The organism is Escherichia sp. MOD1-EC7003 (genome assembly GCF_002965065.1).
GTDB lineage: Bacteria > Pseudomonadota > Gammaproteobacteria > Enterobacterales > Enterobacteriaceae > Escherichia.
The window spans coordinates 17,926-30,328 of record NZ_PTRE01000188.1 but is presented as its reverse complement, the minus strand read 5'-3'; the positions used below and the strand labels follow the sequence as shown (position 1 = coordinate 30,328).

At 52.4% G+C, this 12,403-nt stretch carries 8 protein-coding genes; 4 read left to right on the top strand and 4 right to left on the bottom strand.

Annotation, left to right across the window (positions count from 1 at the left end; all coding sequences use genetic code 11):
- Nucleotides 1-234 precede the first annotated feature (234 nt).
- Nucleotides 235-387: a hypothetical protein gene (locus A7090_RS26255; RefSeq protein WP_105275698.1), complete on the bottom strand. Its 153-nt coding sequence runs from the start codon at nt 385-387 to the stop codon at nt 235-237.
- Between the two features lie 17 nt (nt 388-404).
- On the opposite strand from A7090_RS26255, the gene A7090_RS23265 reads away from it, so the two are divergent.
- From A7090_RS23265 to A7090_RS23255, 3 genes are all read left to right on the top strand, one after another.
- Nucleotides 405-596, top strand: coding sequence for a DUF2633 family protein (locus tag A7090_RS23265; RefSeq protein WP_105275697.1), 192 nt, complete (start codon nt 405-407; stop codon nt 594-596).
- A gap of 322 nt (nt 597-918) precedes the next feature.
- Nucleotides 919-1,437 carry a glycine zipper 2TM domain-containing protein gene (locus A7090_RS23260; protein ID WP_105275696.1) on the top strand — a complete coding sequence of 173 codons (519 nt, stop codon included), beginning with the start codon at nt 919-921 and terminating at the stop codon, nt 1,435-1,437.
- Nucleotides 1,438-1,452: 15 nt separating this feature from the next.
- The gene (locus tag A7090_RS23255; protein ID WP_105275695.1) at nt 1,453-1,992 is read left to right on the top strand and encodes a DUF5384 family protein; all 540 of its coding nucleotides are present in this window, start codon (nt 1,453-1,455) and stop codon (nt 1,990-1,992) included.
- 93 nt (nt 1,993-2,085) lie between these two features.
- Here A7090_RS23255 and guaA read toward each other — a convergent pair whose 3' ends face one another.
- Nucleotides 2,086-3,663 carry a glutamine-hydrolyzing GMP synthase gene (gene guaA, locus A7090_RS23250; protein ID WP_105275694.1) on the bottom strand — a complete coding sequence of 526 codons (1,578 nt, stop codon included), beginning with the start codon at nt 3,661-3,663 and terminating at the stop codon, nt 2,086-2,088.
- A gap of 68 nt (nt 3,664-3,731) precedes the next feature.
- Entirely contained in the window at nt 3,732-5,198 is a 1,467-nt protein-coding gene (gene guaB / locus A7090_RS23245) for an IMP dehydrogenase (RefSeq protein WP_105275693.1), read from the bottom strand.
- A 162-nt stretch (nt 5,199-5,360) separates the two neighbouring features.
- On the opposite strand from guaB, the gene xseA reads away from it, so the two are divergent.
- Nucleotides 5,361-6,731, top strand: coding sequence for an exodeoxyribonuclease VII large subunit (xseA, locus tag A7090_RS23240; RefSeq protein ID WP_105275692.1), 1,371 nt, complete (start codon nt 5,361-5,363; stop codon nt 6,729-6,731).
- A 72-nt stretch (nt 6,732-6,803) separates the two neighbouring features.
- Here the strand turns inward: xseA and A7090_RS23235 are convergent, their stop codons facing one another.
- Nucleotides 6,804-12,377, bottom strand: a complete 5,574-nt coding sequence (locus A7090_RS23235) for an adhesion domain-containing protein (protein ID WP_105275691.1) — start codon at nt 12,375-12,377, stop codon at nt 6,804-6,806.
- Between the last annotated feature and the right edge of the window lie 26 nt (nt 12,378-12,403).

The window sequence follows — 12,403 nt, the reverse complement described above, 5'->3', positions numbered from 1 at the left end:
CGACTGAATAATGTGATGACGCTGTAGAATTTTTAACGTGACACAGAATTCTGAACGCTCTCGCAGAATCCCCCACATCCTGAAGGGGGTGTATTCAGACAGGCATCCCACCTGACTTCGAGTGATGATTATTCACCACTATAGAGAGCATTAATTCTAAGTGTCATATGAAAGTTCCAATTGATATATATCAAACAAAATAACCCTGACTAATGAATTATTACGTTTATCATGTTAACTCATCATTATCACATCATCATTGTAAATAATTAAATTAGCTTCCATAACATTAAAGTATGTATCCACTGACGTTTTTTTACATAACGAAGAATTGACCATTTTGTTCTGGTGTGCCTTAATGTAAGTATCGTCCACGATGTGGGACATACTTCAAGGAACCATTTGTGAGTCAGGCAACCAGTATGCGAAAACGACACCGATTTAACAGTCGCATGACCCGTATCGTACTGCTCATCAGCTTTATCTTCTTCTTTGGCCGCTTTATCTACTCGTCCGTCGGTGCCTGGCAGCACCATCAGAGCAAAAAAGAAGCTCAGCAAACCACACTCTCCGTCGAATCACCGGTACAACGTTAGCGGGTATATCTAACTTTGTTCCAACAATAAAGCAGCCTCAGGTTGTATAATCTCTTTTGTCACTTTTTGGCTTACATGAGCGAAAGCATAATTGCATGGTCAATTATTAATTTCCCAGTATGATGTGCTTTAATATGCAATTTACATATAAAACAGCACTTAACATTCATGTTTTATATAATAAAAATTAATACTTTACTCATAACATTCATATAATTTATCAAAATAAAATTAATTCTTCATACCATCATCAATAGATTTACTTTTGTCGGGTGATGATTTTAAATAATCGTGTTTTTTACAATGCGATTAACAAGGATTAGTGATGAACTTTAAAAAATGTTTCTTACCTGTAGCTATTCTGGCTTCTTTCACTCTCGCAGGCTGTCAATCCAATGCAGATGATCATGCTGCCGATGTTTATCAAACAGACCAGCTAAACTCAAAACAAGAGACCAAAACAGTAAATATCATTTCAGTCTTACCCGCTAAAGTCGCTGTAGATAACACAGCAAATAAACAAGCTGCACAGACCTTTGGTGCTGTTGTTGGTGCTGTTGCAGGTGGTGTTGTGGGTCATAACGTCGGTTCTGGTAGCAGCCTGAACACCACTGCTGGCGCAGTAGGCGGCGGTGCGGCAGGGGCAGCAGCAGGTTCCATGGTAAGTGATAAAACTTTAGTTGAAGGTGTTTCTTTAACCTATAAAGAAGGGAAGAAAGTATATACTTCAACCCAGGTTGGCAAGCAATGTCAATTCACTACCGGTTTGGCAGTTGTTATTTCCACTGCTTACAATGAAACCCGCATTCAGCCAAACGCGAAATGCCCTGAGAAGAAATAATCATCAGGGGGGTTCATGAAGAAAATATTGCTGTGTGCCATTCTTACTACGCTAAGTAGCACGGCCTTTGCCTCTTCATTGCAAGATCAGCTTTCTGCGGTTGCTGAAGCTGAACAGCAAGGCAAAAATGAAGAGAAAAAAGAGCATGATGAATGGGTCGCAGAACGCAACAGAGAAATTCAGCAAGAGAAACAACGGCGCGCAAACGCCCAGGCCGCAGCCAATAAAAAAGCGGCTGCGGTTGCTGCGGAACGGAAAGCTCGCCAGGATAAACTGGATGCTGATGCGGCTACAGATAAAAAACGCGATCAAGGCTATGAAGATGAACTTCGAAGCCTGGAGATCCAGAAACAAAAACTGGCTCTGGCAAAAGAAGAAGCCCGCGTTAAGCGCGAGAACGAATTTATCGATCAAGAGCTTAAACGTTCAGCTGCGCATACCGATGTTGTACAATCGGAAGCCGATGCAAACAGGAATATGTCTGAAGGTGGCCGCGATCTGATGAAGAGCGTGGGTAAAGCGGAAGAGAATAAATCAGACAGCTGGTTTAATTAATCGACGTCAGCAACTTCAAGTCTATAATTCGTGAGGATAAAAAACCCTCTGTAGTAACAGAGGGTTTTGTTCATTCATAGTGCAGGAATCAAATCATTCCCACTCAATGGTAGCCGGCGGCTTGCCGCTGATGTCATACACCACGCGGGAAATACCGTTCACTTCATTGATAATGCGGTTGGAAACACGCCCCAGGAAGTCGTACGGCAGGTGCACCCAGTGTGCGGTCATAAAGTCGATGGTTTCGACAGCACGCAGAGAAACCACCCAGTCGTATTTACGACCATCGCCCATTACGCCAACGGAACGTACTGGCAGGAAGACGGTAAACGCCTGACTGACTTTATCGTACAGATCCGCTTTACGCAGTTCTTCAATAAAGATGGCGTCAGCACGGCGCAGCAGGTCACAGTACTCTTTCTTCACTTCGCCCAGCACACGAACGCCGAGGCCCGGTCCAGGGAACGGGTGACGGTAGAGCATATCGTATGGCAGGCCCAGCTCCAGACCAATTTTACGCACTTCGTCTTTGAACAGCTCTTTCAGCGGTTCAACCAGGCCCATCTTCATCTCTTTCGGCAGGCCACCGACGTTGTGATGAGATTTGATGACGTGCGCTTTACCGGTTGCAGATGCGGCAGACTCAATGACGTCAGGGTAGATAGTACCCTGCGCCAGCCACTTCACATCTTCCAGTTTCAGTGCTTCTTCATCGAAGACTTCAACGAAAACGCGACCGATGATTTTACGTTTTGCTTCTGGATCGTTTTCACCAGCAAGCGCTGACAGGAAGCGATCTTCTGCCGGAACGTGGACAATGTTCAGACCAAAGTGATCGCCAAACATATCCAGAACCTGCTCTGCTTCATTGAGACGCAGCAGGCCGTTGTCGACGAATACGCAAGTCAGGTTTTTGCCGATAGCACGGTGCAGCAGCATTGCGGTTACGGAGGAATCCACGCCACCAGAGAGGCCGAGGATCACTTTATCATCGCCAACCTGCTCGCGGATGCGGGCTACAGCGTCGTCGATAATTTTTGCCGGCGTCCACAGGGCTTCACACTGGCAGATATCACGCACAAAACGCTCCAGCATGCGCATACCCTGGCGAGTGTGAGTGACTTCCGGGTGGAACTGTACGCCGTAGAAGCGTTTTTCTTCGTTAGCCATGATGGCGAACGGGCAGTTTTCGGTGCTGGCAACGGTGACAAAATCGGACGGGATAGCGGTAACTTTATCACCGTGGCTCATCCAGACATCGAGCAGCGGTTTACCGTCTGCGGTCAGCGCATCTTCGATACCGCGAACCAGTGCGCTGTCGTTTACGACTTCAACCTGCGCGTAGCCAAATTCACGTTCGTTAGAGGCTTCAACGTGACCGCCCAACTGCATCGCCATGGTCTGCATGCCATAGCAAACGCCAAATACCGGTACGCCTGCTTCAAAGACATACTGCGGCGCACGTGGGCTGTTTTCTTCTGTGGTGCTTTCCGGGCCGCCGGAAAGAATAATGCCGCTTGGATTGAAGTCACGAATTTGTGCTTCTGTCACATCCCACGCCCACAGTTCGCAGTAAACACCCAGCTCACGCACGCGGCGCGCAACCAGCTGAGTGTACTGAGAACCGAAGTCCAGAATGAGGATGCGATGCTTATGAATGTTTTCCGTCATTGACGCTTATTCCGAGGCAAGTAAAACAGATAATATAAATCGCCCGACATGAAGTCGGGCGAAGAGAATCAGGAGCCCAGACGGTAGTTCGGGGACTCTTTAGTAATGGTCACGTCGTGAACGTGGCTTTCCTGAATACCCGCACCGCTGATACGTACAAACTCCGCTTTAGTACGTAGTTCGTCGATAGTACCACAGCCGGTCAGGCCCATACAGGAGCGCAGGCCACCCATCTGCTGGTGAATGATCTCTTTCAGGCGACCTTTATACGCCACGCGGCCTTCGATACCTTCCGGCACCAGTTTGTCGGCAGCGTTGTCGCTCTGGAAGTAACGGTCAGAAGAACCTTTGGACATCGCGCCCAGAGAGCCCATTCCACGGTAAGATTTGTAAGAACGGCCCTGGTAGAGTTCGATTTCACCCGGCGATTCTTCCGTACCGGCCAGCATGGAACCGACCATCACTGCGCTTGCGCCAGCGGCGATAGCTTTCGCGATATCGCCGGAGAAGCGAATACCACCGTCAGCGATAACCGGAATTCCGGTGCCTTCCAGGGCTTCTACTGCGTCAGCAACGGCAGTGATCTGCGGAACACCTACGCCGGTAACGATACGGGTAGTACAGATGGAGCCAGGGCCGATACCGACTTTAACCGCGCTGCAACCGGCTTCTGCCAGTGCGCGTGCGCCTGCGCCCGTTGCGACGTTACCGCCGATGATTTGCAGGTCAGGATATTTTGCGCGAGTTTCGCGAATACGTTGCAGAACGCCTTCAGAGTGACCGTGAGAGGAGTCGATCAGCAAAACATCAACGCCTGCGGCAACCAGCGCATCAACACGCTCTTCGTTACCAGCACCCGCGCCAACCGCTGCGCCAACACGCAGACGACCTTGTTCGTCTTTACAGGCATTCGGTTTACGTTCTGCTTTCTGGAAGTCTTTCACGGTGATCATGCCGATCAGGTGGAATTCGTCATCAACCACCAGCGCTTTTTCAACGCGTTTTTCGTGCATTTTTGCCAGCACAACTTCACGAGCCTCGCCTTCACGTACGGTCACCAGACGCTCTTTCGGCGTCATGTAAACGCTAACTGGCTGGTTCAGGTCGGTCACAAAACGCACGTCACGACCGGTGATAATGCCGACCAGTTCGTTTTCTTCGGTAACGACCGGATAACCGGCAAAGCCGTTACGCTCGGTAAGTTCTTTGACTTCACGCAGAGTGGTGGTTGGCAGCACGGTCTGTGGGTCCGTCACCACACCAGATTCGTGTTTTTTCACGCGGCGAACTTCTTCAGCCTGGCGCTCAATGGACATATTTTTGTGGATAAAGCCAATACCACCTTCCTGAGCCAGAGCAATAGCCAGGCGCGCTTCCGTTACGGTATCCATTGCTGCGGAAAGCATAGGGATATTCAGACGAATAGTTTTCGTCAGTTGGGTGCTGAGGTCAGCAGTATTCGGCAGAACGGTAGAATGAGCAGGAACGAGGAGAACGTCGTCAAACGTCAGAGCTTCTTTAGCGATACGTAGCATGGGCAATATCTCGACCAGAGTGGTTAATAAATATTGCCGCGGCATTATACAGAGCGTAACCGATTGCATCTACCCTTTTTTTGCAAAAAAGGCTTGCTATCCCCGGAGGGCGGGTTACTATCGACTGAATAACCTGCTGATTTAGAATTTGATCTCGCTCACATGTTACCTTCTCAATCCCCTGCAATTTTTACCGTTAGCCGCCTGAATCAAACGGTTCGTCTGCTGCTTGAGCATGAGATGGGACAGGTCTGGATCAGCGGCGAAATTTCTAATTTCACGCAACCGGCTTCCGGTCACTGGTACTTTACGCTCAAAGATGACACCGCCCAGGTGCGCTGTGCGATGTTTCGTAACAGCAACCGCCGCGTCACCTTCCGTCCGCAGCATGGGCAACAGGTGCTGGTGCGCGCGACTATCACGCTCTACGAGCCGCGCGGCGACTATCAGATTATCGTCGAGAGTATGCAGCCTGCAGGCGAAGGGCTGCTCCAGCAAAAATACGAACAGCTAAAAGCAAAACTTCAGGCAGAAGGGTTGTTTGACCAGGCGTTTAAAAAGCCGCTGCCCTCGCCTGCCCACTGCGTCGGGGTGGTTACCTCAAAAACCGGTGCCGCGCTACACGATATTTTGCATGTGTTAAAGCGTCGCGATCCCTCTTTACCGGTGATTATCTACCCAACCGCCGTGCAAGGCGATGACGCGCCAGGGCAAATCGTTCGAGCCATTGAACGGGCAAATCAGCGCAACGAGTGCGACGTGTTAATCGTCGGGCGCGGTGGCGGTTCGCTGGAAGATTTGTGGAGCTTTAATGACGAGCGCGTAGCCCGTGCCATCTTTGCAAGCACCATTCCCGTGGTTAGCGCTGTTGGTCATGAAACCGATGTCACCATAGCCGATTTTGTCGCCGACCTGCGGGCACCCACGCCATCTGCCGCAGCGGAAATCGTCAGCCGTAATCAACAGGAGCTTTTGCGCCAGATGCAGGTCGGGCAGCAGCGCCTCGAAATGGCGATGGATTATTATCTGGCGAATCGCCAGCGTCGCTTTACCCAGCTTTATCACCGTCTGCAACAGCAGCATCCGCAACTGCGACTCGCCCGCCAGCAGACCACGCTGGAACGACTGCGCCAGCGGATGAGCGCCGCTCTTGAAGCACAGTTAAAACATGCCGCGCAGCGCCAGCAACGCGCCGCGCAACGGCTGAATCAGCAGACCCCGCAGCCGCGTATTCACCGCGCGCAGTCGCGCGTTCAGCAACTGGAATATCGTCTGGCAGAGAACATTCGTGCGCGATTAAGCGAGCAACGCGAACGTTTTGGCAACGCGGTCACCCATCTCGAAGCGGTCAGTCCGCTCTCCACGCTGGCGCGCGGCTATAGTGTCTCAACGTCTGCAACCGGTAATGTACTGAAGAAAGTCAAACAGGTAAAAGCAGGCGATGTGATGACCACCCGGCTGGAGGATGGCTGGGTAGAGAGCGAGGTCATGTCCGTGACCTCGCAAAAAAAACGCGCGCGTAAAGCGAATTAGCTCACGCGGCGTTGGCGACTCCCCCTCTTTCATCATGACCATCAGCGAAACGCCTCACTTTTTACGTTCACTTCACCTGGGCTGTTGCTGACGGGCAAGCAGCGGCGCATGAGGATTGACCAGACAGACCTGTTCGCTGGTCGTCACCACTGAGTTGGTCGTTGTTTTATCGCCGGTATCCAGCCGAATTTGCTGGTAGTCACCGGTGTTTGCCTCCCTGTCCAGCGCCCACCAGTATTTGCCCAACGTAACGGGCCAGCCATACTGTGTTTCGAGCGCACCATCAGGATAATCGTTATATAGCGACTGCAAATCGTTCAGCAGCGGTTGATACGTTTCATCACAGCCTGTGACACCCATTTTCTGTATATTGTTTATACTGATCAGCGGCCAGGTTTCATTGCTGGCTTTAAAACTGCCAGAGGCCTTCCCTGGCATTTCACTATACAAAAGTGGACGATGGAACGTCACCCCAGCGCTGCCAGTCACCGTTTCCGGCATATGACCCCACATCGTAGCCTTGTCAGTGTCCGGGCTGGTCAGGACGGTAAAAATAACGTCCCGGCTGGCAGTACGTGTTTCATCGTCCATCAGCTTCACGTCCAGTGTTGTTTTCAGGCCCACTGCCTCATCCTGTGAAACAGTAAACGTTATCTGCCCTTGCTCATTGGTATTCAGAAATAAATAAGAACCGGAAGCAGTCATCAAATACGTCGCCATACTCGCGGGTTGTATGTTGTTTAAGGTAATATCATCTCCACTATCGGAACTGGTATACGCGGTACCATCGCGCCGTAATCCAGAATTACGACCAAGTCTCACCGCCGTGTTTTTGACCGGTCGCCCGGCGTTATCCGTGACGTTCACTACCGCGGCAATGGACTCACCTTTTTTCACGACGGCTACGCCTTTGTTCTCGTCCCAGGGCTGTAATGAAAAAGCGATATTCATCTGGCGTGGCTCAGTTTCGCAGAGCTGTAACGCAAGATTACTTATCTTCGTGGTCGAACTTACCTTACCGGTGTCTAATTTGATATATTGCCAGTAAATACTTTGATCATTCGGTTTTCTGTCCCCGGCCCACCAGTTTTGCTTAATGGGTAAACCCAGATCGGTGGCAATCTTGCCATCGCGATGATCGCTATATAATGACTCAAGATTTTCTACCGTCGCCATTTGCGCCATCGGACAAGCGCCACGCCCATTATTAAAATTTTCTACCGTATACCAGTCTTCATTCGTTTCAGTATAAACAGACGCATCCGTCGTGGAAGACAGCTCATTGTAAAGCAGAGGTCGTTTAAATGACGCGCCGTTAGGGGCCGTAAACGTTTCCGGCATATGTCCCCACATATGCGCTTTGTCACTGTCCGGACTGTTTACGACGGTGAAGATGACCGGTAGCGTCGACGTCACTGATGGCACCTCATATAAGCTGGCGGTGAGGATGTTTTTCACCCCCGCCCCGTGACGAGTGTGATCCGCGCTATCTGCGCTGAGATCAACAGGAAGCGTACCGTCTGCCCTTGTAACGCCATAAAAGACATCATTAGACGACCACTGTGCGACATCGGTGCCAAGAAACAGAGCGCTGCCTGACAACATCCAGCCAGTATAGCTACTGTTACGCGCCGTCCCCTCATTACGCGCAAGGATAAAAGGCGTATTGCCCCTCGGGTTGCCAGCCGCGTCGAGGGTGGTAACCAGCAAGGGGATGGTTTCCCCAACTTTCACTTTAATCGCCTGCGCCGCGCTATTTTTCTCTATCGTGGAGGTGAAAAGGAGCTGCGCCGCCAGGGGTTGCGGGGTCGACGTGCAAATCTGATACTGCATGTTGCTGGCGCTGTCACTGGACCATCCACGGTGCCCATCATCATCCAGATCGACGGTGTCATACGTCCTGAACATCGCCTGACCAAAATATTGAGAGGGTGTACCACTCCAGTAAGAACGGTTAATCGGCCAGCCCTGCCCGGTTTTTATCGTTCGGTTCGGGTATTTACTGTAAAGCGAATCCAGCTCCTTAACGGATGGATAATAGCCGGAGGCGCAGTTAGCCGGATTGTTTTTGCCGCTGTTCGGCCCGTAAAAGGCCGCCCAGGATTCATTGTCTTCGGTATATTGGGTGGCGTTACTGGTGCGTCTAAGTTCAGCATAGAGCTGCGGACGCTGATACTCGCTGCCGTCCGCTGCCGTCAGTGAGTCCGGCATATGGCCCCACATTTGGGCTTTATCGCTGTCCGGGCTGGTGACAACGGTAAAGATGGTATCAATACTGGCGCTCACGCTTTCGTTGCCATAGAGTGCGGCGGTAATGGCAACGCGAGTGCCTTCGGTATCTGGTCGGGTAACATTGATAATGACGCTACCGTCCGTGCCGGTCATGTTACCCGTTTTCGTGGTTTTATCGTTAAGCGACTCGCCGTTAATCACCACTGGCGAGACAATACCATCGCCGCTGCCAGCAATATGTTCATTGCCCTGACGGGTATAACCATTACCGCGATTCAGAACAAACGGCGCGCTCGGAAGCGGTAACCCGCTGGCGTCTTTTACCGTCACCTTCAGTTGCATCGTGTCACCTTTTTTCGCCTTCACGGCGTGGACGTCTTTGCTGTCATACCACTGTGAAGGATTGGCCGGTTCAATGGTGATAGATGCCGCCGCCGGGTTGTCACTGGTCAGACAACTGATGTAGCTGGAATCCGTGCCGCTAACGTTTTCTGTGCCGTTGTCCAGCCTCAGATATTTCCACGTCGTCGCGCTGGTCACGGTGGAGGACCAGTATGGCCTTACCACTGGCCAGCCTTGCACGCTATTCATCGCTCCACCACTGTTGGCATCGTACAATGCCTGGAGTTGATCAATACGCGGAAGGCGGTTTACCGCGCAGCCGCCTGCCTCCGGCTTGCCCGCTGCATCGGCGTGGAGGACACGCGCCCAGGTTTCGTTGGCTTCATTCTGAGTACGGCTGGCGCTCACTTCTGACGCCAGTTTAGGCCGTTCGAAGGTCATGCCGCCCACGGTAACCGTGTCGGCCATATGGCCCCACATATTAGCAGTCGGGGTATCCGGGCTGGTGGCGACGGTGAACTTTACGCTGCGGTCAACGGACGTTCTTATAAGGGAGTCCACGGGTGTCACGCTTAATTGCGTGAGCAGCCCCACACCGCGCGGCTGGGTGAGGACGATTTCCGCATCACCGTTAGCGTCGGTCATCCCCCGGTATACTGGCTGCGCCTTAGTATAGGCCACGCCGTCAAACAGCAGTTCACCGTTACTGGGGTCGGTAAAGCCAGTGGACAATCCATCGCGCCGTTTGCCCGGAGCCATGGTGACGGTAAAGTCTGTGTTGGGTATTGCAGCCCCATTCAACGCATTCCGTGAATGGACATGCATTTTGAGCGACTGACCGACCTGAGCGACAACGCTCAGTGTTTGATCAAAGCCGTCGAACCAGACGTCCAGCACCGCCACCATTTCGTTGGCAGAACAGGTCAGATAGTGGGTGCTGCCGCCCGTTCCTTTGCTGCCGTCTTTGAGGTTAACCCAGGCCAACTGCCCACTGTCCGACGATATATAAGTGTGATCGTTCGTCGGCCAGCCGTGTTCAGTGCGCATTTCATTTGTAGGATGTTCGCTGTACAGGTGTTCAAGCGAGCCGGTATTCGGAACCTGACCGATACCGCACTGGCTGGATGCATTCTCCACTGAATCGAACGTCGCCCACGTTTCATTATTTTCGCTTTGCTGGCCGTGAGGTCCGCTGGCCTCGACCGCCAGCAGCGGACGCTTATACAGGTTGCCAACGTCAACGATACCCTGCATATGGCCCCACATAGTGGCCAGGGCAACGTCCGGACTGGTGATAACGGTAAAAATCACGCTAAAAGGCAATGTCACTCTTTCGCCGTCGTCGCCATCTATCACGATGCGAATCGGCGTTTCCACCCCCACACCATTGTCATGCTTAAATGCCAGATACACCTGACCGTTGGCGTCGGTGAAACCGGTATAGTGCTCTGGCGACGAGGCACGCACCCCTTCGGAATAAATTACCACCCGCTGATCGTCCCACTCGTCTTTGTGCACGCCCTGACGGTTGGTTGAAGGATCGAGGAGCAATTCTACATAGCGATAAGGCAAGGGTCTTTTGCTGTCCCGGTCTACTACAGTCATTACCAGATCGAGAGACTCACCCACCTCGGTTATATAAGGCCCATTTGGAGAGAGGCTGATTTCCGGGTGCGCTGGTGGCAGGGCTTTATCCACACAACTCACCAGTAGCGCATTGCCGTCCGCTTTCGCTGTCACCTCGCCGCTCTGCGTGTCGACGGCATAGTGGGTTTCCAAAATCTGATCGCGGGAGGATGACCAGTAATCGCCAAGCGGCCAGCCAGGATAGGTCGCCACGGTGTCATGCGCGTTACGCATCGCCACCAGTTGTTCCGCATCCGGCAGAATGTCGCAGTGGTTATCCGCGCCGTTCCAGTTAAACAATGCCCAGGCCTCGTTACTCTCAGAGAATGAACCGCTGGCACCGCTGGTTTCCGCCGCCAGCTTCGGGCGGGTGAAGGTATAAGTAACGCCGTTCAGGTCGGCTGTGACGCTCTCTGCCATATGACCGTACATCGCCGCGTCCAGGCTGTCCGGGCTGGTCTGGGTGGTAAAAATCACGTCTGTTTCAGCAAGAAGATCGGGGTAGCGTTGTGAGCTGACCACCAGATGCGTTTTCACGCCGGGGCCGTCCGACTGCGTCACTACTACCGTGGCGTTACCGTTGGCATCCGTGGTGCCACGATAGAGCGTACTGGTCGTGGTCAGTTCGGTGTCACCTATGTGGACCGGATATCTGTTATTTACCACCTTTTTGCGGTTTATCGCATCGTCGCGGCGAATGACAAACGGCGCATTACCGATATTCTCACCGTCGCAGCCCTGGGTCGTGATGGTCAACGTGATGCTCTCGCCCACTTTCACTTTCGAGGCTTCAAGCGCGTCATCCCGATGATCGCCACTGACGATGACCGGATGACCCAGACCGGATGCGATATCAATGGCGACTTTCTGCGGTAATATCGGCAGCGTATTCTGGTCAGGTACGCCGGTGGACGTCTGTAAGAGGAGTGCGGGAGTCGGGTTAGCGTCATCGCTTTCGATCTCCGGCCAGACGACGAGGTGGCGTCCGGCAAGATTTTGCACACAGAACGTCTGGTTGAGGATCGGCTGCGGGTCCAGTGGCTTATCCGGCGTGGCGGCGTCGGCCCATATCAGTCCGACCGCTGGCGGCTGTCGGTTTTCCCAGCTCAACGGCGGGGTGGCGAAAATGTCGCCTTCGGTATCATGGGGATTAACCACCTGCATCGCGCTTGCGGCAGCATTAACGCTAAAGTCTCGCGGCTGCGCATCATACCTCACCACATGGGTGGGGCCTGGCGTCAACAAAACGCTGCCCTGGTAGACTGACGCCGTTGCTCCATCGGCTTGCGGGATAGTGCCGTTAATGGCACCGGTTGAACGATTCAGCTCCTGCCAGGTACCGCTCTTCAGATTGTCGGCGAACGACTGCCCCGCCCAGGCGCAGAAAAACAGCACTATCGCCAGGAAAAAACGGTTTACGTTATTTTTATGCAGATTCCCGTCCATGTGTAACATCCACCTGTTTTATTCTT